The following is a 23,040-nucleotide window of genomic DNA, read 5'->3' on the forward strand; positions in this document are numbered from 1 at the left end:
GGGCATGAAATGATATCAATTCTTTAGAAGGATTTCTGCTTCATCAATCGTCCACTTCATAAGCGTTTCATATTCTGCATCACTCATTCGCGCATCTTTATGCATCCATAAATAAATTTTCAACGGCATGCTTCTTTCTTCAAGTTCGTCATGCATCTTGGAAAGCAGACTTATCCTCTTACGGGCGTCATAATTTGCCCATCCTGAGAAGTTGACATTTTCCTTCCCCTCTTTGATGTCCCTGTATAACAGCCATGATACAGGAGCTATCCTTCCATACCAGGGATAACGGGTATTATCAGAATGACAATCATAGCACGACGTGACCAATCTGTTCCTGAGATCTAGTGGCAGCACTTTTGCCTGCGTCAAAAGGTCTGAATGATTATCATGATCACCACTGTTTTTCGCAGGCCGAAAAAACTGAATAATGATCAATAAAAGGATCAGAACCGAAAAGAAAGTATACAGAAATTTTTTCATTTTTGAAAAATTGAGCTTAAATTTTGCCTTATCATTTTTTGACTGGCTTGTATGGCAGTCAAAACAGGTTGGTCAATCCTATTTCTCAGAAAAATCCATATTAGCCAGTCTGGAATAATGCTTATAGCGCCATTTTGCGGTTCTTTCAGCCTCGCGGAAAAGGATGACAGCTTCTTCAGGGAATGCCTGCCTCAAAGACGTATATCGCACCTCCCCATTCAGGAAATCCTGAAATTTGCTCCAGTCGGGTTCTTTGGAATCCAGTTGAAATGGATTCTTACCTTCATTCTCAAGTAAAGGATTATAGCGGTAATTTTGCCAGTAGCCGGCCTCGACAGCTCTTTCCTGTTCTTCCTGTGTCTTGCTCATGCCTGCTCTCAGACCGTGGTTTATGCAAGGTGAATAAGCGATGATCAGTGAAGGTCCATGATATGCTTCTGCTTCCCTGATCGCCCTCAGTGTCTGTGACTGGCTTGCACCCATCGCGATCTGCGCCACATATACATAACCATAACTCATAGCCATGGCACCAAGATCCTTTTTCCTGACTTTCTTACCCGATGCTGCAAATTTGGCTACAGCGCCGACTGGGGTTGATTTTGAAGCCTGGCCTCCTGTATTGGAGTAGACTTCAGTATCAAGCACCAGTATATTGATATCTTCACCTGCAGCGATCACATGATCCAGGCCACCATAACCGATATCATAAGCCCATCCGTCACCACCGAACACCCAGATCGATTTTTTAACTAAGTACCGTTTAAGGGCAAGAATTTCCTTGACTGCCTGATGGAATTCATTTTTAAGAAGTGGCAATAGTTTTTCGGTAGCCTCTTTCGATTTTCGGGCATCATCTTTACCTTCAAGCCATAGTTTAAACACTTCCTGTGTGCCTGATGATACATTGTTCATATTCTCCTGCATCAACCTCGCTATTCGTTCCCTCATCTTTTTCACTGCTGTAACCATTCCGAATCCATATTCAGCATTGTCTTCGAAGAGCGAATTAGCCCAGGCAGGGCCATAACCGCTCAGCTTGTTGACCGTATAAGGTGTGGATGGTGCTGAACCGCCCCAGATGGATGAACAGCCGGTAGCGTTGGCAACCATCATCCTCTCTCCGAACAATTGGGTGATCAGTTTCACATAAGGTGTTTCACCGCATCCGGCGCAGGCACCCGAAAATTCAAAGAGAGGCTGGGCAAACTGGCTGTTTTTGACATTCAGTTCTCTATTAACGATATTCTCTTTATAGATGACGTGGGTTTCAAGATAATTCCAGCGTTCTATTTCGCCTATTTGCGTTCCCAGAGGTTTCATGACCAGGGCCTTTTCTTTTGACGGACAATTATCGGCGCAGTTTCCGCAGCCGGTGCAGTCAAGGGGTGAAACCTGAATACGGAAATTCAGCCCGGCAAAGGTCTTGGGGATGGCTGTGATGGTTACTGTTCCTTTCGGGGCCTTTTTAAGCTCTTCTTCTGTTAACAGGAACGGGCGTATAGATGCATGAGGGCATACATAGGCACATTGGTTACACTGTATACAGTTTGCCGGGATCCATACCGGGATATTGACGGCAATGCCTCTTTTTTCATAGGCCGCTGTTCCCGGTGGAAATGTGCCATCTTCCCTGCCTGCAAAGGCACTCACCGGAAGATCGTCACCTTTCATGGCATTGATGGGCTCTACCATTTTGCTGATGAATTCGGGAACATTCCGGACACCTGAATCCTGTTCTTTCACTTTAATCTGTGCCCATTCTTTCGGCACGTCAATTTTAACAACCTCTCCCCCCCTGTCGACGGAGGCAAAATTCATCCTGACAATATCTTCGCCTTTCTTTCCAAATGACTTGATGATGGCTTTTTTCATTTCAGCCACCGCCTGTTCATAGGGGATCACATTGGATATTTTGAAAAATGTTGATTGCATGATGGTATTTGTCCTGGTCCCCAGCCCCAGTTCTTCAGCAATTTTTGTCGCGTTGATAATAAAGAATTGTATATTATTATCGGCCAGGTACTTTTTTATATTATCCGGAAGTCTTCGCTTGGTTTCCTCAACATCCCATATGCTGTTAAACAGGAAGGTGCCTCCCTTTTTCAGACCCTTCAGCATATCATACTTATCAAGATAGGAAGGGACATGACAAGCCACGAAGTCAGGCATGGTGACCAGATATGTTGACTGAATGGGATTGTCGCCAAACCTGAGGTGCGATGTGGTGATACCGCCTGATTTCTTGGAGTCATACGCAAAGTAAGCCTGGACATATTTTGGCGTGGTATCACCGATGATTTTTATGGAGTTTTTATTCGCTCCCACAGTTCCGTCAGCGCCAATCCCATAAAATTTGGCTTCATAAGTCCCCTTTGTCGATGTGTTGATTTCAGGAATTAATGGCAAGGACGAAAAGTTGACATCATCCACAATACTGATGGTAAAATGGTTTTTAGGGTCCTTCATTTTAAGGTTTTCAAAGACTGACAGGACATGTGCCGGTGTTGTGTCTTTGGAGCTAAGGCCATAACGTCCGCCCACGATCAGGGGGCGTTCTTTCTTATCGAAGAACATTTCCTTGATTTCGAGGTACAAGGGTTCACCTGGGGCTCCCGGTTCTTTGGTCCGGTCAAGAACAGCTATTCTCTTCACACTTTTCGGGAAAACCCTGAAGAAGTATTTCTCCGAAAAGGGACGATAGAGATGACAAGTTATCAGGCCGACTTTTTCACCCTTTTTAATGAGATAATCCACCACTTCCCTTGTCGTTTCAGTTACGCTGGCCATTGCAATGATGATATGCTCGGCATCAGGAGATCCATAATAGGTAAAGGGGTGGTATTCGCGACCAGTGAGCTTCAATATTTCCTGCATGTATTCTTCAACGATATCGGCCACTGGTTCATAAAATCTGCCGCCGGCTTCCTTAGCCTGGAAAAAGATATCAGGATTCTGTGCTGTGCCCCTGGTGACCGGATTTTCGGGATTCAGGGCCTTATCTCTGAAAGCCTGAAGGGCTTTTGTATCCATGAGACCTGCAAGGTCTTCAGTGTTAAGGGCTTCAATCTTCTGGATTTCATGTGAAGAGCGGAAACCATCGAAGAAATGAAGGAATGGCACTCTCGATTTGATGGCTGTAAGATGGGCAACAGCAGCAAGGTCCATAATCTGCTGTATGCTGCTGCTGGCCAGCATGGCAAAACCTGTCTGCCTGACGGCATATACGTCACCGTGGTCGCCAAAAATCGAGAGAGCATGAGCTGCGACAGTCCGTGCACTGACATGGAATACAGCCGGCAGGAGTTCCCCTGCTATTTTGTACATATTGGGTATCATCAGCAATAAACCCTGGGAGGCGGTATATGTTGTGGTCAATGCGCCGGCTTGTAATGCACCATGAACAGCACCGGCAGCACCGGCTTCGGATTGCATCTCCCTGACATCGACAATCTCGTTAAAAATATTTTTCCTTCCCGTTGCAGCCCATTCATCAATATATTCAGCCATTGTTGAAGAAGGTGTTATCGGATAAATGCAAGCCACCTCACTGAACATATATGCGACATGTGAAGCCGCCATATTACCATCACAGGTAATGAATTTCTTCTTTTTTGTCATACTAAGAATAATTTATGTTAACAAAAGTCTTTGATATTTAGATGTTTTGAATTTTCAGCCGTGGCGAAATTATAAAATTTCAATCAATCCTGTGAATAAATTAACAGGAATTTAAACTTCAGTGGCACTTATTTAAATTCATTTTAGATTATTGAAATCAATTGTTGAAGTATATAAATATTTTAATATATTTGTCCGTCAATAAGTTAAAAATATTACGATATATGGTTGACCTAAGAACCAAATACATGGGTTTAGAACTGAAAAATCCGATCATCATGGGTGCATGTAACCTCGTAACAGATCCGGATTTTTTAAAAAAGATCGAAGAAGCCGGCGCAGCGGCTGTTGTTTACAAATCCTTATTTGAAGAGCAAATCCAGCTCGAAAGCCTGGATCTATCCCAACAGCTTGACGAATACCGCGAACGTAATGCCGAAATGATATCGCTCTTTCCAAATCTTGAACATGCCGGTCCGAAAGAATTTCTGATGAACCTGAAAAAAGCCAGGGAAGTTCTGCATATTCCTTTGATCGCCAGTCTTAACTGCATATATTTAGAAAGCTGGGAAGAATATGCACTATTGCTCGAAGAAATAGGAGTTGATGGACTTGAATTAAATCTTTATTCCACGCCTGTTGACTTTAATTTACCTGGTGTAGAAATCAGCGAGGGACAACTGGAAATCGTCAGAACCGTGAAAAGAGTGGTGTCGATCCCTATCAGTGTCAAATTAAGCCCCTATTACACCAATCCATTGTTCGTAATAAAGAGAATGGATAATCTCGGATTAAACGGGGTCGTGCTGTTTAACCGCTTATTCCAGCCGGATATTGACATTGACATTGAAGAGAATTATTTCCCGTATAATCTCAGTGTGCAGCAGGATAACCGATTATCGTTGCGGTTTGCAGGCTTGCTATACGGCAATATCAATGCCTCCTTATGTTGCAACACCGGCATCTTGACAGGTGAAGATGTGATCAGCATGATTCTGGCAGGCGCCGACTGTGTGCAGGTGGTAAGCACCATTTATAAAAACCATGCAGGGCAGATCGGCATAATGCTGAATGACATGACACAATGGATGGAGTCGAAGAAGTATAAGACCATTAATGATTTCAGAGGTAAGTTATCCAGGAAAAACACTACAGATCCGTTTGCTTATAAACGGGCTCAGTATGTCGATATCCTGCTGAAATCGGATGAGATTTTTAAAAGGTATCCGATGAGATGATCCCCAGTAAAGTTTTCACCTGAATGAAAATAAAAAATTCAGGTGATTAGAACGGAAAGTCTTCCTTAAAATCCACTTTCTTTTCAATTTTAATATTAACAGGTAACTTAGCAATCAGATGCACAGGATTGGCATCCACCACGATGGCTTTGGGATCAGTAGGGCAGGCATATTCACAGGCGCCGCAACCGACACATATTTCATTATTTACTTCAGGGATCGTCAATCCGTATTGATACGGAACCATGGCAACGGCTTTTGTCGGACAATGTTCCGAACAAGCTCCGCAGGCGGTATTCTTTGTGTCGACGATACACTCTTTTTTGATAAACCGTGATTTTCCGATCTGGATTGTCTTCTTCTCGTCAATAGTAAGCGGTAGTATGGCACCTGTGGGGCATATCAGGGTACATAACACACAGTCATAGGTGCAGAAACTGACATGATAATCCATTTTGGGCTGCATGATGCCTGTCAATCCATAATCCTTTATTGCCGGCTGGATGACCTGGGCAGGACAAGTAGCTATGCACAGATGACATGCTGTGCAGACCTGGACAAAATGGGCCTGGCTGACAGAACCTGGCGGTGTTACAGGTTGTACATGTGGATTCACACCCTGAGGATCAGACAGATTGACTCCTTCATTTGCAAGAGTGCTGTCAGAATCACTTTCAGGCTGTGGATGCCGGCCATATAAATAACCAAATATGCCCATTATCAATGCACCGGAGGTCAGAAAGAAACGATGCCTGGCCATAGTAAATTCACCTGTATCAGAAGGGTCGATAAAATCTTCCTTCCTCCTGATCTTTATTTGGCTTCCTTTAAAAAATGAAAATTTATAGTTTACTCCATCAGAAGGACATGTTTTCAGGCAATCGAAGCAGTCTATACAGCGGGTGATATCCATGGTCCTGTTCCTGCTGTCGATGCATCCGCCCTTGCATTTCACCTGGCAGGCACCACAGCTGTTACACAGGGCCTGATCCAGCGTTATCCTGAATAGTGAGATTTTTGATAGATACCCCAATAATGTTCCGACAGGACAAATCAGATTGCAGTATTGTCTGCCCCTCACCACCGAGAAGATAACGACTATACATAAAAACAACAGCGCAAAGGATAATGAAAAGATGCTCACTTTCTTCAATTCAACAGGAGTCAGGAAAGATATAGTCTGATCCCCCAACAGATAAACCATTAAATTATTCAGGCCAATTAATGCAGGCTTGAACAGGTTGGTCATCATCTTGCCGAAGATGCTCCAGGGATCAAGCAGATTCAACAGGAAAGTTGAACCCGCAAGAATAAAAATGATAGTTAGTAATAGGATACAAATCCGAACAACTTGCTGTGCCTTAAGAAACCGGAATTTTTTTCTGCGGAAAAATCTTCTCCTAAAATAAATGATCATATCCTGCAATGTTCCAAGAGGGCAAATCGTTGAACAATAGATTCTTCCAAATAAAACAGTCAAAATCAAGACGATAAGAAATCCAAATGCAGCGAAGCTAAGAAGAGTGAAAAATTTGATGAGAGAAGGTGCAAATTGCAGAAAAACGACCCCGCTGATAAACCCCGGTGTTACAATTCCTTTAATATTCAGAAAGATCAGGATGGTGAGAAGGAAAAACAGTAATGAAACAGCTATCCGAATCCCTTTGAGCCAGTTTCGTTTCATCACATCACAGGATAATCCTTTTAATATTGAGGCTATCCAATTTGGTGGTTCCCAGCTTCATTTCCTCGGCTATCCGGATATAACCTATATCATAAGGATCTGATCCGAATATTTTTGCTGCTGCAGCGTCAACAGCAACCATATCGGGAGAGAGGAGCAATTGTTTCATCAGAGAAATGTCGTCAACAGAAACACCGCGAGGTCCGTTCTTCAGCATCACTCTGTATGCATCCACAATATTCAGGTCGGGTTTGCGGTATGAAGCAAAGTCTGCTATACACTGGTGCAGGTCATTGCGATGCCAGAATCCTCTGTCCCACACCTCACCCATGCGGTTCTTCATGGCAATGGTCAGACGGGTTGAGGAATGGTGTTTTAACACAGGCACGTTTATAAGGACATCGGATTCGAGAATGAGCTCATGCACTTTAGCTTCTCTCAGTTTTTTACCCTTGGGAATTGTTACATTTTGATAATAGGATTCCGTATTGCCGGGAACGATTTTTCCGCCGGCATCTTTCACAGCTTTTTCAATGCCGCTGTTGGAGTAACATTTTTCCCATTGATCGCAGGGATTATCGAAGACATATACTTCTTTTGCCCCGGCATTGAAGCAATGTTCAACAATGCGTTTCATAAGCATGGGATTAGTGTTGCCAGCCCTTTCAGGTGATACGTCCCAGCCCATGTTAGGTTTGACGACGACTTTCTGTCCTTTTTTAACGAACGTACCCATACCTCCCATAGCTTCAATGGCTTTGTCGAACATGACTTCCGGTTCGCCTCCCTTGACAGCGACCATGTCGAATGGTAATCCCGGAACATAGGGCGTACCGGCAAAGAGTTTTGTAAATCCCCCAATCGACATAGTGGCACCGGCTGCAACACCCGCACCAAGGGTCTTTTTTATGAAATCTCTTCTTTTCATGATTGTTCACATTTTCATCATCAAACAGGATAACCTTCCTGTATTGATTTATGAATATTTTTGCAAAATATTTTTCTTCAAAAATATGAAAAACTTATCGAATAACTTTGACAGGAGAACATTTATTCAAACCGCACTTTTCAACATTCTGGCGTTTGGATTTGTATTTGCCATACCTTATGTTTCGAAGTATACCGGAATTCCCTTTTATGTCATAGAACCGATGCGGCTGGCCGTTATTCTGGCCATAGCCCATATGAACCGATGGAATGCATATATTCTTGCCCTGGTTCTGCCTTTGTTCATGTTTCTGACAGCCATGCATCCTTCGGTGTATAAAACACTCCTGCTGGGTTTAGAGTTATTGCTCAACGCCGGTTTATTTTATTTTCTGGTGAAAAAGATTAAGAATGCCTTTTTCACTATGTTGATCAGCATCGTTGCCGGTAAGATGATTTATTATGGATTGAAGTATTTATTCATTGATATACAATTAATTGAAGGCCCATTGGTTTCAACTCCAATCATGTATCAACTTCTGACTACTTTCGTTTACAGTGGATATATTTATCTCATTCTGAGGCTGAGGGAAAGTCGGAAATCAAAAGAAGTTTAAGGCTGTTTGTTAAGCGTTTATTTTGATTTTTTAATCTGGTTCAGCAACCTGGAGGCGTCGTTTCTATAATAATTATTGGTATCGTAGGCCATATTTCTGAAAAGTTCGATGGCCTGGTCGGTTTGATTGATTTTCAGCAGGCATAATCCAAGATACCACTGAGCATGTTCGACGTAGAGATTTTTCCCGTTATTAATAATCTCTTCAAGGTTAATGATAGCCTTATCAACCTGGTTTGTTTCGATAAATGAAATAGCGAGATAGAATCTGACTGCAGCATTATTTGGATCATCGGCAATGACGTCATTAAACAGGTCGATAGCAGTAGGAAAATCTTTTTGCTGGTATAAGCGCAAAGCTTCAACGAGATAAGTGCCTTCGGAGCGAGTAATATTCAATTTATCTGAATCATAGTACATGCTGAACAGCCTGCTGTTGGAATAGGTTTTCGGCATCAGGAGATAGACAGAGGCAGCAATCATGATCAGGATAGTCACTGAAGCAGCCATGAGGGCATAACTTTTCCTCGTAAGGGGTATAATCCTGTTCCGATATTTTTTCTGTTTAGATTCCGAGATAGCATCGCTGAGTTTCTGCCGGAATTCAATGATATTCTGCTGTTTAAGAAGATCAGAAAGGTCTCTTTCAAATGCCAGCTCCTGGATTAGTTCCTTGTTTGACTGCAGTTCCAGCTCAAAGGCTCTGGCTTCGGCACTATCCATTTCGCCAACCAGGTACCTGTCGATCATGAGCAGATATTTATATTTTTCGTTCATTGAGCTAAATATTTTTTACACTTTGGATCACTGAGTATCCGTTGTCTGAGATTTTCTTTACAGAGATATTTTCTGGTTTTGGCATATTTTTCGGTTTTGTACCCCATGATGTCAGCAATATCTTTTAAGGTCGTATGACTGTAAAAAAGTTTAAGAACCTTCTGACAGTCCTTACTGAGTTTGACAAAGTGTTGCTGGTACAACCTGTATTTTTCCGACTGTTCATCATAGATTTCAAAGACCATTTCATCTGATAATTCGATATGGTTTTCGATATCCGCGATATTGGCCGGATTTTTCTCTTTTTCAAGGCGTTGTAACCAAAGATGCCTGCAAACCGAATATAAAAACGTTTTAAAAGAACAATCGAGCACTAAATCATTATCTAATACTCTCTGATAAATTATAACGAGGGCGTCCTGGAAAATATCTTCTGCATCCTGTTCATTGCCACTGTTTCTCAGGATCAAACTCCTGATAGTCTTGAAATACCATTCATACACATACTTCAGGATATTTTTATCGCCTGCGAGGATACCCTTCAGGATAGCCTCATCTTTATAATGGATCATCAGACTGCTTTTTATCGGAAATTTTCAAAAAGGTAATACAAATGTATGAGAATTATTTCGCATTTGTTAACATCTCAGTAAAATGTTAATAAGCATGTATGACCTAATAACAGATGTGCAAATGTACAAACCATTTATCACACGGAGCAGGTTTATGATCGTATTCCATAAGTATTGCACCCAACTGCCTGAGGCAATCATATTTCTATCATGTTATAAGGCGACAGCCTGGTATTTAAAGGTAGTTCCAATTTTAATTCCGGATCACCATCCTCCGGAATCTTCTCATCGGAACCGGCTTATATCGGAACTCCCATTGTATAATATCGTAACTTTGTAAAAAAATCAAACGTGCTTTACCCTTCTGATTTTGAGATTAAAATAGGCTTTGACAGGATAAAGAATCTGCTGAAACAAGAGTGCCTGAGCCCATTAGGGGAATCATTTGTCGACCAGATGGTTTTTACGGATAGTTTTGACCAGATCAACCTGATGGTCAAGCAAACATGGGAATTCAGGAACATTCTTATTGAGGGGTTATCCTTTCCGGCAGATGATTATTACGACCTGACACCAGAACTAAAGCGAATCAGAACGGAAGGCACTTTCATCGAGAAAGAAACGCTACTGGACCTGATGACATCACTCAGGACCATCACCGGTTGTATTACATTCTTCAAATCAAGAGGTCCGGAAAAGTATCCTGCACTTTACATACTTGTCAGGGATCTGTTGCTGGATAAAGATATCATCCATCGCATTGAATCCATTATTGATGAAAAAGGCCGGATCCGTGATTCTGCTTCTCCTGTGCTGAAGAAAATCAGGGCGGAGATGCGTTCTATACAGACAATCATTGACAAGAAGTTAGGACAGACGCTTCAGCAGGCCAAGAAAGAGGGCTGGATCAGGGAAGATGCTGAAGTGACCATACGGGACGGACGTGCCGTTCTGCCGGTACAAGCGACCTATAAACGCAAGATCAGAGGCTTCATCCATGACGAGTCAGCCTCAGGTCAAACAGTGTATATTGAACCTGCAGAGGTTTTTGATCATAACAATGACCTTCGTGAACTCGAACTTGCCGAGCGGAGGGAGATTATAAAAATACTGACCGATTTAACGGATTTCTTAAGGCCATTTACTGATGAATTAGAGAAGGCCTATCATTTCCTTGGCGAGGTGGATTTTATACGTGCCAAGGCACGTTTTGCCCTGGCCACAAAAAGCTGTAAACCTCTTATCCAGCCGGAACCATATATCAGGTGGATAGATGCCATACATCCCCTCCTGTACTTATCACATATAGCACAAAAAAAAAATGTTGTACCCCAGACTGTCAGTCTGAACAAACGGCAGCGTATATTGATCATTTCCGGTCCCAATGCAGGAGGAAAATCCATTTGTTTGAAGACCATCGGATTGCTGCAATTCATGATTCAGACAGGAATGCTGGTGCCCATGGATGAAATGTCGGAGACTGGAGTATTCTCGAAGCTTTTTATTGATATCGGTGATGAACAATCCATTGAGAATGATCTCAGCACATACAGTTCGCATCTCCTGAACATAAAGTATTTCCTCACGCATACCGACGAAAGGTCTCTTTTTCTTATCGACGAATTCGGTTCAGGAACGGAGCCCCAGCTTGGAGGTGCTCTGGCTGAAGCAGCGCTGGAGCGGTTTAGTGCATTGAATGCATTTGGAGTAATTACGACGCACTATGCAAATCTCAAGCTGCTTGAAAGCAAGCTGGATGGGGTAGTCAACGGTGCAATGCTATTTGACTCGCGTCTCATGCAACCATTATACCGGCTTAAGATAGGCTATCCCGGCAGCTCTTATGCTTTTGAGATAGCCAACAAAATCGGATTCCCCCAAGATATCCTCAAAACTGCTGAACTGAAGACAGGACGCACACAGCTTGATTTTGACCAGCAGTTACAGCAACTGGAGATCGAAAAGGAAGAAATAAGCAAGAAACAAACTGAGCTTAATGTTGCCGACGATTTTCTTGCTGAGGTAATTAGCAAGTATGAAACACTTAACCGGGAGCTTGAGAATACCAGGCAAAAGATACTTTCTGAAGCCCGCGAAGAAGCCCGCAGGATCATTGATGGAGCAAATCGTCTGATCGAAAATACCATCAGGGAAATCCGGGAACAACAAGCATCAAAAGAGAAAACAAAGAGATTGAGAGAAGACATTAAAATTTTTGCCAGCCAGCTTGAAGAAGCTGAGAGGCCATCACAATCAAAGGAGGAAGCAACACAGTCAATTCCAAAAGAACAAAAAAAATCTACTCCTGTAAAAAAGGCCGGCATCGGAAAAGGTGATTATGTCAAAATCAGCGGACAGGACATATTGGGAGAGATTCTTGAAATTAAAGGGCAGGAAGCCACGATTGCCTTTGGCCAGGCCATCATTAAAGTCCATACAGACAAACTTGAAAAAATCAATCCGGATATCAGAACGGTCACAACACCCACACATTACAGAACCTCAAAAAATATTGCCGATGAAATCAATAGCCGCATGGCCAATTTTAAACTGAGTATAGATCTGCGTGGAAAGAGAACCTATGAAGCGTTGGCTGAACTTCAAAAATATATTGATGATGCCATTCTCCTTGGCCTACCCGAGATCAGCATTCTTCATGGCAAGGGTAATGGCATCCTCAGAACACAGATAAGGGATTTCTTAAAGACTATTCCACAAGTAAAGCACTTCTCCGATGAACATATTGAACGTGGAGGGGATGGGATAACTCTGGTAAAGTTCTGATCAGGAATCTTGAGAGATAGAAAAATAAAAAAAAGATGCCATTAAATTTTTCTTTTTTTCTCATTATCAGCCTGACAGGTTGATAATGACCTAACGTGTTGATGGCAGCAATAATTTTTTAATTGCTTATATGAAATTAATACGTAATTTTGTCATCAGAGGGAGATTTTCATCTAACAAAATCGCTTTTCATGTCAACTTTAAGAAAGAAGACCTCTGATCTTAAAAAAAGGATGCGGTTTGCCCTGAAAGGTGGAGGACAAAAGGCCATAGATAAGCAGAAAGCGACAGGTAAGATGACTGCCCGTGAACGCATCATCACACTTCTCGATCCCAAATCATTTCATGAAGCCGATTTATTTGTTGAGCACGCCGGTAAGGAATTTGATATGGATAAGAAGTACCTGCCGGGTGATGGTGTCATTACAGGTGCTGGAACAATCAGCGGTTACCCAGTCTGTATTTATGCACAGGACTTCACAGTAGCCGGTGGTTCTCTTGGATATATGCATGCCAAGAAAATCACTAAGATCATGGATTTGGCATTGAGGCTGAAAGTGCCTCTAATCGGCATTAATGATTCGGGAGGCGCCCGTATTCAGGAGGGCGTCAACTCCCTAGCCGGTTATGGTGAAATTTTTTACCGTAACACCGTGGCCTCCGGTGTTATCCCTCAAATTTCGGTGATACTTGGACCATGTGCAGGTGGTGCTGTTTATTCTCCCGCTTTGACCGATTTCGTTTTTGTGGTTGATAAAATATCCAAGATGTTCATCACAGGGCCGGAAGTCATCAAAGCTACTATCGGGGAAGAGGTGACGATGGAAGAATTAGGTGGCGCAAAGGTTCATTCTGAAATATCAGGGAACGCCCATTTTTATGCTGAAAGTGAGACCGACTGCTTCGCACAGATCAAACAACTGGTGAGTTACATACCCTGGAATAATGAAAGGAAAGCTCAGCCCTTCCCTAAAAAGTCACCAAAGTCGCGGAACTACAAAATCGATGATATATTCCCTTCAAATCCCCGCCAACCATATGATATCCGGGACATTATCATGGCCATCTGTGACGATTCAGAATTTTTTGAAGTGCAGGAGCGTTTTGCAAGGAATATTGTCATAGGTTTTGCTAGGATGAATGGTGAGACTGTTGGTTTTGTAGCCAATCAGCCTCTTGTCCTGGCAGGTGTGCTGGACGTTGATTCATCAGATAAAGCCGCCCGGTTCATTCGGTTCTGTGATGCCTTCAGCATCCCGCTCATCACTTTAGTCGACCTGCCGGGCTATCTTCCCGGAGTTGACCAGGAGCATGCCGGAGTGATACGTCACGGCGCCAAGGTTTTATATGCCTATTCTGAAGCCACTGTTCCCAAACTCACAGTCATTCTGCGAAAGGCATACGGTGGCGGATATATCGCCATGTGCTCTCACCATCTCAGAGCTGACTTTGTTTTTGCTTGGCCTACCGCAGAAATTGCCGTCATGGGACCTGAGGGAGCTGCTAACATCATCTTCAAGACCGAGATACAGAATGCTGAAAATCCTGATGAGATGCGCAGGCAAAAAATCAAGGAATACAAAGAAAAATTTGCCAATCCGTATGTTGCAGCAGCATATGGTTATATTGATGCCGTTATCGATCCCAGTGAAACGCGAAAGATGCTGCTGCACGCACTTGATATATCTGTTAACAAACGTGAAGAGCGGTTTAACAAGAAACACGGCATACCGCCTTTCTAACCAAAAAAGTAATAACCTGATCTTCAAGGACGATCATTCTCATCTGCAAAACAGGCAGCCTAAGAATAGTCGCCTCTGATTTGCAAAAGACCAAAAATAACAAATAGTAATTAAAGTGATGTTTATGAAAGAATTTGACGATTCAACAAACAACTTCAAGACTTTAATTATTGACAGTATTAAATACCGGACGCAGCTGACCCAAAAGTTTCTAACCCGCAAATCTTTTAGCCCCGGTGACCCAAAAAAAGTTTTGTCGTTCATTCCCGGATCCATCAGAAAAGTCAATGTCAAACCTGGCGACAAGGTCAAAGTCAATGACCGCCTCATGGTTCTTGAGGCTATGAAAATGAATAATTACATTCTGTCACCCATCGACGGAGTCATCCGGAAAGTAAATGTCAAACCGGGAGACACAGTCCCTAAAGCCTGTATACTTCTCGAATTCAGATGATTTCCCGGATTGTTTAGTTTACGGATTCCCTGTTTATCCGAAAAATAGGATTCGTATTTTCGATGAATTGAAGAATGTCATCCCTTCCTGACTTTGTTTTTGAAGACGTTTGAATTATCATTGGCAGCTCCTTCCAGGTTTCCGACAATTTTTTCATCAGGAATTTCATTGTCAAAGCCAGTTCATTAGCTGTTACCTTATCGGTTTTGGTATAAACCAGTGTAAAGGGTATTTGGTGATATCCCAGCCAGTTAATGAACTCAACGTCGATAGTCTGGGGTTCAAGCCGGGCATCAACAAGATAAAAAAGATTTAACAGGCTTTCCCGTTTCAGCAAATACGCGGTGATCATTTTCAGCCATTCTCTTTTTTTTCCTTTAGCCACGCGGGCGTAGCCAAGCCCGGGAAGATCCACTAGGTACCACTCATTGTTGACCATGAAATGGTTGATAAGCCGGGTTTTGCCCGGGTCAGCAGATATTCTGGCCAGGTTCTTCCTTTCCAGCAGCATATTGATAAGTGATGATTTCCCCACATTCGACCTACCCAGAAATGCATATTCCGGATACTCAGGTTTCGGGCATTTCATCACATCAGTACTACTTAAGACAAAGGATGAGGTTTTTATGAACATGGATAGGGGGGTTAGTGTTTCTTCTTATAGGAAGAAACGTGCCTGTCTTTTTTTATGTCATAAATATCCTCGATAACCATGAGGATTGCAGTTTCTTCCACATGACCAAATGGGTGGTTAATAGAAGTTCCGAATACGAGCATGGTTGGCGACAGATTCATATAGGCATTAAACAGAGGCGGAATGGTTTCGTTGAACCTTCGTACATTCCTGATCAGGATCTTGTAATCTTCATCGTAATTCTGGCCTATGAAGATATTTTTCAATTCCTCTGAGTCAGTTGTAATACCAACTGGTTCAAGTGGTTGAACGAGATTATCTGTGTCATGGAAATATTTATCCAGAAAATAGAGTATCATATCCCGTGCAGTTATATTAAACCGGGGAAACATAGTCATTTTACCGAAGAAATACCTGATGTCAGGATTATCAATAGTCAGGGCGCCCAATCCATCCCAAAGGTTATCAAGTGAATAGATTCCTTTACGGATATTAAACAGGGGTTGGAAATCGGGTTGAACAAACGACCGGCCAAGCTCAATAGAATAAGGCAGATAGTCGTCGATAAATTTTTTTGACAATTTGAATAACTTGATTGTAGGGCTAAACAGATTCCCTTCAGCATCGCATCGGATATTATAACCTTCAAGATAGCGATAACCCCCGACGATTTCTCTGTCCTGGGGACTCCAGACAATCAATTGTTTGAAGGGATCTACAGTATCTGTATCAAACTGATCGATATCCACTGACTTTCCTGTACCACCGCCTGCCTCCCGAAAGCTGATCTCCCTCAGTCGCCCAAGTTCCATCATAATATTCGGTGAATCTTCATGAGTGATAATGAAGATTTTTTTATGTCCATTATTCGTATCACGGACGAATTTATCTTCTGTAAGTTCTGCCTCAATTAATGCCGGATCAACAGGCGGGATAATCGGCTCCATATCTTAATAAAATGAATTTACACGTAAAATTATTATTTATTCCATTCAACAAACGACTGTATATTACCTTCTCCCAGAGTGTAAACGTATTTTTTAATACGGCTGGCCCACTCCAGATCAGAATATCTCCTGTCAAAAGTTGTGTAAGGTACAGGTTTCCCAAACCTTATTGTGAGGGTTTTATTGCGTTGTCTGTACATTTCGTCAACAAGGTATAACATTTCAATATTGGCTTTAATTCTCAGCCGTTTCCGGATATTTGCCAAATTATAGAAAAAATTGGAATTCCGGCCCGAGATATGCACGGGGATGACATCCCGCTGATACTTTCTGGATTTACTGATAAAAGTCTTTTTCCACTCAAGGTCGATGATTCCGTGGGATTGTTTCCGGGAGCAAAGACCTGCAGGAAAATATAAAATGGGAACATCAGATGCAAAAGTCTGATCCATAATCTGGATATTCTCCAGGTTCTTGCCGTGTTTGTTAATTGGGATAAAGAGTTCTCGAATATTTGGAATATTCATCAGGATATCATTAACAGGAAAAATGAGATCTTTACGTTTTTTCCCGATGACATGCATCAGTGCAAGACCATCCAGACCGCCAAGAGGATGATTGGAAGCAATAATGAATCTTTTTTCAAAAGGAACATCTTCAAATCCGACGAGCTCACTGGTAGCATGTAATTCTGTCAGTATTGAGTTGATGAATTCCAGTCCATGTTTATCATTGTTCCTGTTTAAGAAATCATTAATCTCATCGATGTGGAGTATCCGTTTAAGATAGCTAAGCACAAAGCGTGGAAGTACTTTTAATAACCGTGGATTCTTACTGGCAATAACGCTTTCCAGATCAATAAACTTCTTTGCTGTAATTCTGTTTTCCTGGTTCATGACATCCTCTCCTCCTGTTAGCAAATCCCAAATTTCTCCTTTACCCATTTTATAACCATACAAATTTAAAAAGTTATGATGATAATTTCAAGGTATCATCAGTAATACTCAGAAATGATCCAAAACCTGGAGGTTCAGAGTAAATTGTTTAATCGCTGATTAACTTATACTTACGTAATAAATAATGATTTTTTGTTAAAAAAATGGAACTTTTTATCAACAAAGTGGTAAAAAGTGGGAAATAGTGGGAAAGATTTTATATATTTACACCATTAAAAGAAACCATGCTGAATCTCATAGGTGAATATGAATGCAAGCTTGATCCCAAAGGAAGGATCATGCTTCCCTCTTCACTGAAGAAGCAGATACCGCCAGAGGCAGAAGACCGGTTTGTGATCAACAGGGGATTTGAGAAATGTCTGGTCATTTACCCGATGAATGAATGGAAGAGCATCAGTGAGGATATTAACAGGCTGAATCTGTACGTCAAGAAAAACAGGGACTTTGTCAGGTATTTTCAACGGGGTGCAACAGAGTTCAGGCTCGATGGGAATAACAGGCTTCTGCTGCCAAAAACATTGATTGACTATGCAGGAATTAGGAAAGACATTGTGCTTTTTGCCTATTCAAACCGGATAGAGGTATGGGATAAGGATACTTACAACACCTTACTAACAAATGAACCCGAAGACTTTGCGCGGCTGGCGGAAGATGTGATGGGTAATAATGATAAACAGCAGGATTAGCATGAATTATCATCTGCCTGTATTACTGAATGAAAGTATCGATGGTCTGAATATCAAACCTGACGGAACATACATCGATCTGACATACGGTAGCGGCGGTCATTCAAAAGAAATACTGAAGAGGCTCGGACAGGGGAAGATCCTTGCTTTTGACCAGGATGAAGAGGCCATGCAAAATATCGTTGACGATGAACGGTTGATATTACTCAATCATAACTACCGGTATATGAAAAACTTCTTAAGGTTATACCATCTGCTGCCTGTTGACGGTATTCTTGCTGACCTCGGGGTATCGTCGCATCAGCTGGATAAAGGTGAAAGGGGGTTTTCGACGCGGTACGACGGGTTGCTGGATATGCGGATGAGCAGAAGAATAAAACGGACAGCCGGGGAGATCATCAACACCGGTTCAAGGGAATATTTACGTCATCTATTTATAGAATACGGTGAGATTCCAAACGCTGCAAAGCTTGCAGATAGCATTATAAGACACAGGAGCGATACAGCCATTGACAGAGCAGAAGATTTTAAAAAGGCTATTGCCGGATGCATTACCAGAGGAAATGAGAACAGATATCTTGCCCAAGTATTCCAGGCTCTGCGTATTGAGGTGAACGAGGAGCTGATGGCATTAAAGGAAATGTTGAATCAAACCCTGGAGGTCCTGAGAAAAGGGGGCCGGCTAGTGATCATTTCCTATCACTCCCTTGAAGACCGGATAGTTAAAAACTTCATGCGTTCAGGCAATTTCGAAGGGGAAATCAACAAAGACCTATTTGGGCACTTTGACAGGCCTTTCCAGATTATCACGCGGAAGCCGATAGTGGCAAATCATGAAGAAATTCTGGCCAATTCACGTTCAAGGAGTGCTAAAATGAGAATTGCTGAGAGGACTTAAAAATGAATGATATAACTGGAAGAAAAAACACCCTTCTTGAAAAGAAGGAGCCAAAGAAGGATAAACACGGAAATAGCAAGAGAGCTATTGGTAAGACGGCGCATTCCATCCTGGACGGGACATTTCTCACCAGAGAGAGTATGATCCGCCAGTTGCCTTTCCTTCTCTACCTGGCTTTTCTGGCAATCATTTATATCACCAACTCGGTTTATGCCGAAAAGAATGTGATTGAGACAGACAGGTTAAGGAAAGAGATGAAAGAGTTAAGATACAATTATATCACGACGAAATCACAGCTTATGTTCATCAGCAAACAGTCGGAAGTGTCGAAAAGAATCAAACCTACGGGTCTCAAGGAAGCAACAAAACCGGCCTTCAAGCTTATTGAAGGCAAGGGGAAATAAACCGCCAATACCAGGCAAGATGGTAAAAGATATAAAAAAAGACATATTGTGGAGGGTATATCTGATCTATGTGGTGATGTTCCTTTTTGGGCTGGCCATTGTCGGCCGCATTATCTATATTCAATTCTACCAGGGAAAAATGTGGAGGGAAAAAGCTGCTGATCAGACCATCAGATTTGAGAACGTTGAAGCTATGCGCGGGAACATTTATACCTGTGATGGCAGCCTGTTGGCTACTTCCATCCCCATATTCGACATCATCATTGATGCGGCAAAGCCAAAACGTGAGTTATCGGATGAATTTTTCTATAAAAATATTGATTCCCTTACCGATTGTTTCGCCCGGGTTTTTAAAGATCGTACCTCCAGGGACTACAAACAGGCGATAGTGACTGCGCGGCAAAAAGGTGACCGGTATTATCTGCTGAAAAGAAAAGTCACCTATGATCAAATGAACCTGCTCAAAGATAATCGGGCATACAGGTTATGGAAAAACAAAGCGGTTATATCTATTGAGACGAAAAGCAGGCGTGAAATGCCTTTCAGGCTGCTGGCCAGGAGGACAATCGGATATCAGTCAGATAATGCAGGCGCCTTTGTTGGATTGGAAGGAGCATATAATGACTATCTGCAGGGTAAAAACGGCGAACGACTAGTAAAAAAAGTTGCCGGTAATATATGGATTCCGGTCAATGATGAAAATGAGATAGAACCTGAAGATGGTGCCGACATCATTACGACCATAGATATCAACATTCAGGATGTTGCCGAAAGTGCTCTTTTAGAGCAGCTTATTACGCAGGATGCTGACCATGGGTGCGTGGTAGTTATGGAGGTACAGACCGGCCAGGTAGTAGCTATTGCCAATATAGGAAAAAACAAGGATGGACAATATGGAGAGGAACTTAATTATGCTATTGGAGAAAGCCTTGAGCCAGGATCGACATTTAAACTGGTCAGTCTCATGGCTGCGCTTGAAGAAAAGAAAGCTGATCTGAACGATATGATATATGTTGGAAATGGAACTTTCTTTTACCATGGCAGGGAAATCAAGGATGTTCATAAGTTTCCGGGGGGCAGCGCCAGTGTCAGAGATATATTCCAATACTCTTCAAATATTGGGATGTCGAAAATCATAATCAATGGATTCGAGAGTAATCCCAAAACATTTACCGACAGGTTAGGCAAGTTCGGTGTGAATGAGGCACTTGGATTAGAAATCAAAGGGGAGGTCAAACCGACCATACATACGCCTGAAAATTCATTATGGTCAATTCAGAGCCTACCATCTATGGCGACGGGGTACGAAGTGCGTATCACTCCACTGCAGCTCTTAACTTTTTATAATGCCGTTGCAAATGGCGGCAAGATGGTTAGGCCGCTCTTCGTCAAGGAGATACGGCGTTCGGGTCAGGTTGTAAAAGTATTCGAACCTGTTATTCTGAATCCGGCCATATGTTCGGAATCGACACTAAAAAAAGTCAGGGAATTACTACAAGGCGTGGTTGAGGAGGGCACAGCTTCAAAGCTAAAGAATCCACTTTATAAAGTTGCAGGTAAGACCGGTACAGCCAAGGTGGCAGCAAACAATCAGGGCTATGGCGAAAAAATATATTGTCCTTCATTTGTCGGTTATTTCCCTGCTGACAAGCCCAAATACTCATGCATTGTAACGATCAATAAACCATCAAAGGATAAATACCTGGCGGGTGAGGTAGCTGTGCCTGTTTTTAAAGTCATTGCCGATAAAGTATTCTCTGCTCATTTCGCCCTGTCACCAGAACATATCAAAGATACAACCAAGGCTGATATCCCTCCGATGGCAGGGGGCTATTCAGAGGAATTCAAGACCATTTGTACCCTCTTGCAGATACCGGTTATGATCCCTCCCAAGTCTGAAGAGTGGCTGACTGTATTGGTGGTGGAGGAAAATATCGTATTCAAAGAGATGGTCATCGACAGCATGATTATTCCGGATCTCACCGGTTTTGGCGTCAGGGATGCTGTTTGCCTGGTGGAAATAATGGGATTAAAGCCTGAGATATCAGGAAAAGGATTTGTAAAGGAACAGTCGTTGTTGCCGGGAGACACATGTAGTCGTGGCGATCATATCCGGTTGACACTGGCACCACTATAAATATCTGAATCACGTGCAAAAAGCTCTAAAAGACATATTAAAAAATATTTCGGTACTGAACCTGACAGGCCCGGTAGACAGGATGATCAAGGGAATTGGATTCGACTCCAGAATTGTGAAACCCGGCAGTCTCTTCGCAGCTGTCAGAGGATCAAGCAGTGATGGACATAACTATATAACACAAGCACTTGAAAAAGGCGCTGTAGTTATAGTATGTGAAGAATTCCCACATCAGATCTCCACAAATATTACCTATATCCAGGTTGAAAACAGTGCCATGGCTCTAGGCATCCTGGCTTCAAATTATTATGATCATCCTTCCGGCAAGTTAAAGCTTATCGGTGTAACAGGCACCAATGGCAAAACGACCACGGTTACCCTGCTTTTTAAGATCTTTCGTGAATTTGGTTATCATGCAGGTATGATATCCACGATACACAATCAAATAGATGATGCCATCGTATCTTCATCACATACTACCCCTGATGCCATTGAGCTGAATAATCTTCTCAGCAAGATGGTGAATAAGGGATGCCGTTTTTGTTTTATGGAAGTCAGCTCACATGCCATAGTACAAAACCGGATAGCGGGTATTGAATTTTCAGGAGGATTATTCACCAATATCACCCATGATCATCTCGACTACCATAAAACGTTTGTGGATTATATCGGTGCAAAGAAGGCATTCTTTGACGGACTTCCGGGGCATGCGTTTGCCCTGACCAATGCGGATGATAAAAACGGATCGCTGATGTTGCAGAATACATGTGCCTTAAAATACACGTATGGGCTGAAAAGTCCTGCCGATTTTAAATGCAGGATTGTTGAAAACCAGTTTGAAGGATTGCTTTTAAACATCGACAGAGAAGAGACGTGGTTCAGGCTGACAGGTCAATTTAATGCATACAACATCCTGGCTGTATATGGCACGGCATTTCTACTGGGTGAGGAGAAAAAACATATTCTCACAGTTCTGAGCAATCAAACTTCTGTAGAAGGCCGTTTTGATTATATGAGGAGCCCGGATGATATTATTGCCATTGTGGATTATGCCCATACACCAGACGCGCTGTCAAATGTGCTGGACACCATACATGCCATAAGGAGGGGGCAAGGGAAACTCATCACTGTTGTTGGCGCTGGAGGGGATCGTGATAAGGCAAAACGGCCTGTCATGGGCAGAATAGCATGCAGTAAAAGTGACCGGGTTATTTTCACTTCTGACAATCCCCGTTCAGAGGAACAAGAACAAATCATACGAGAAATGACCAGTGATCTGGAGGTGTATCACCTGCGCAGGACGATTGTTGTTGTTGACCGACGTGAAGCCATCAAGACGGCCTGTGCGATGGCCAGTCCAGGCGACATCATCCTTGTAGCAGGGAAAGGCCATGAAAAATATCAGGAGATCAAGGGTATACGATATCCATTTGATGATAAAAGAGTATTACAAGACATTTTAATGCCTGCAACAGACAATTAA

Annotated in this window: 19 protein-coding genes; 10 read left to right on the forward strand and 9 right to left on the reverse strand. The window is 42.4% G+C overall.

What is annotated here, in order from left to right:
* Nucleotides 1–15 precede the first annotated feature (15 nt).
* Both NT175_13205 and nifJ read right to left on the reverse strand, forming a co-directional pair.
* On the reverse strand, nt 16–483 hold the full coding sequence (locus NT175_13205; protein MCX6235653.1) for a heme-binding domain-containing protein: 468 nt from the start codon (nt 481–483) through the stop codon (nt 16–18).
* Between the two features lie 78 nt (nt 484–561).
* Nucleotides 562–4,101 carry a pyruvate:ferredoxin (flavodoxin) oxidoreductase gene (nifJ, locus tag NT175_13210; protein ID MCX6235654.1) on the reverse strand — a complete coding sequence of 1,180 codons (3,540 nt, stop codon included), beginning with the start codon at nt 4,099–4,101 and terminating at the stop codon, nt 562–564.
* A 224-nt stretch (nt 4,102–4,325) separates the two neighbouring features.
* On the opposite strand from nifJ, the gene NT175_13215 reads away from it, so the two are divergent.
* On the forward strand, nt 4,326–5,339 hold the full coding sequence (locus NT175_13215; GenBank protein ID MCX6235655.1) for a dihydroorotate dehydrogenase-like protein: 1,014 nt from the start codon (nt 4,326–4,328) through the stop codon (nt 5,337–5,339).
* A 46-nt stretch (nt 5,340–5,385) separates the two neighbouring features.
* Here the strand turns inward: NT175_13215 and NT175_13220 are convergent, their stop codons facing one another.
* The gene (locus NT175_13220; GenBank protein ID MCX6235656.1) at nt 5,386–7,023 is read right to left on the reverse strand and encodes a 4Fe-4S binding protein; all 1,638 of its coding nucleotides are present in this window, start codon (nt 7,021–7,023) and stop codon (nt 5,386–5,388) included.
* 4 nt (nt 7,024–7,027) lie between these two features.
* On the reverse strand, nt 7,028–7,951 hold the full coding sequence (locus NT175_13225) for a DUF362 domain-containing protein (protein MCX6235657.1): 924 nt from the start codon (nt 7,949–7,951) through the stop codon (nt 7,028–7,030).
* Nucleotides 7,952–8,036: 85 nt separating this feature from the next.
* Here NT175_13225 and NT175_13230 point away from each other — a divergent pair, with 85 nt between their 5' ends.
* Nucleotides 8,037–8,567, forward strand: coding sequence for a hypothetical protein (locus NT175_13230; protein MCX6235658.1), 531 nt, complete (start codon nt 8,037–8,039; stop codon nt 8,565–8,567).
* A gap of 17 nt (nt 8,568–8,584) precedes the next feature.
* Here the strand turns inward: NT175_13230 and NT175_13235 are convergent, their stop codons facing one another.
* Both NT175_13235 and NT175_13240 read right to left on the reverse strand, forming a co-directional pair.
* The gene (locus tag NT175_13235; GenBank protein ID MCX6235659.1) at nt 8,585–9,343 is read right to left on the reverse strand and encodes a tetratricopeptide repeat protein; all 759 of its coding nucleotides are present in this window, start codon (nt 9,341–9,343) and stop codon (nt 8,585–8,587) included.
* Nucleotides 9,340–9,915, reverse strand: a complete 576-nt coding sequence (locus tag NT175_13240) for a sigma-70 family RNA polymerase sigma factor (GenBank protein ID MCX6235660.1) — start codon at nt 9,913–9,915, stop codon at nt 9,340–9,342. Before NT175_13240 ends, NT175_13235 begins: the two co-directional genes overlap by 4 nt.
* A 351-nt stretch (nt 9,916–10,266) precedes the next feature.
* Here NT175_13240 and NT175_13245 point away from each other — a divergent pair, with 351 nt between their 5' ends.
* From NT175_13245 to NT175_13255, 3 genes are all read left to right on the forward strand, one after another.
* Nucleotides 10,267–12,699, forward strand: a complete 2,433-nt coding sequence (locus NT175_13245; protein ID MCX6235661.1) for an endonuclease MutS2 — start codon at nt 10,267–10,269, stop codon at nt 12,697–12,699.
* 191 nt (nt 12,700–12,890) lie between these two features.
* Entirely contained in the window at nt 12,891–14,441 is a 1,551-nt protein-coding gene (locus NT175_13250; GenBank protein ID MCX6235662.1) for an acyl-CoA carboxylase subunit beta, read from the forward strand.
* Nucleotides 14,442–14,565: 124 nt separating this feature from the next.
* Nucleotides 14,566–14,895: an acetyl-CoA carboxylase biotin carboxyl carrier protein subunit gene (locus NT175_13255; protein ID MCX6235663.1), complete on the forward strand. Its 330-nt coding sequence runs from the start codon at nt 14,566–14,568 to the stop codon at nt 14,893–14,895.
* Between the two features lie 13 nt (nt 14,896–14,908).
* Here NT175_13255 and yihA read toward each other — a convergent pair whose 3' ends face one another.
* From yihA to NT175_13270, 3 genes are read right to left on the reverse strand one after another with little or no spacing between them, the layout of a single operon-like run.
* The gene (gene yihA / locus NT175_13260; protein ID MCX6235664.1) at nt 14,909–15,529 is read right to left on the reverse strand and encodes a ribosome biogenesis GTP-binding protein YihA/YsxC; all 621 of its coding nucleotides are present in this window, start codon (nt 15,527–15,529) and stop codon (nt 14,909–14,911) included.
* Between the two features lie 11 nt (nt 15,530–15,540).
* Complete coding sequence (locus tag NT175_13265) at nt 15,541–16,476, reverse strand: GNAT family N-acetyltransferase (GenBank protein ID MCX6235665.1); 936 nt, start codon at nt 16,474–16,476, stop codon at nt 15,541–15,543.
* 32 nt (nt 16,477–16,508) lie between these two features.
* The gene (locus tag NT175_13270) at nt 16,509–17,420 is read right to left on the reverse strand and encodes a glycerol acyltransferase (protein ID MCX6235666.1); all 912 of its coding nucleotides are present in this window, start codon (nt 17,418–17,420) and stop codon (nt 16,509–16,511) included.
* A gap of 236 nt (nt 17,421–17,656) precedes the next feature.
* Here NT175_13270 and mraZ point away from each other — a divergent pair, with 236 nt between their 5' ends.
* From mraZ to NT175_13295, 5 genes are read left to right on the forward strand one after another with little or no spacing between them, the layout of a single operon-like run.
* Complete coding sequence (mraZ, locus tag NT175_13275; protein MCX6235667.1) at nt 17,657–18,118, forward strand: division/cell wall cluster transcriptional repressor MraZ; 462 nt, start codon at nt 17,657–17,659, stop codon at nt 18,116–18,118.
* Nucleotide 18,119: 1 nt separating this feature from the next.
* Entirely contained in the window at nt 18,120–19,016 is an 897-nt protein-coding gene (gene rsmH / locus NT175_13280) for a 16S rRNA (cytosine(1402)-N(4))-methyltransferase RsmH (GenBank protein ID MCX6235668.1), read from the forward strand.
* A 2-nt stretch (nt 19,017–19,018) separates the two neighbouring features.
* Nucleotides 19,019–19,420, forward strand: a complete 402-nt coding sequence (locus NT175_13285) for an FtsL-like putative cell division protein (protein MCX6235669.1) — start codon at nt 19,019–19,021, stop codon at nt 19,418–19,420.
* A gap of 19 nt (nt 19,421–19,439) precedes the next feature.
* Entirely contained in the window at nt 19,440–21,557 is a 2,118-nt protein-coding gene (locus tag NT175_13290; protein MCX6235670.1) for a penicillin-binding protein, read from the forward strand.
* A 13-nt stretch (nt 21,558–21,570) separates the two neighbouring features.
* Nucleotides 21,571–23,040 (forward strand): UDP-N-acetylmuramoyl-L-alanyl-D-glutamate--2,6-diaminopimelate ligase, encoded by a 1,470-nt coding sequence (locus NT175_13295; GenBank protein ID MCX6235671.1) that lies wholly within the window; start codon nt 21,571–21,573, stop codon nt 23,038–23,040.

The sequence above is a fragment of the Bacteroidota bacterium genome, assembly GCA_026391695.1.
Classification (GTDB): Bacteria; Bacteroidota; Bacteroidia; order Bacteroidales; family JAGONC01; genus JAPLDP01.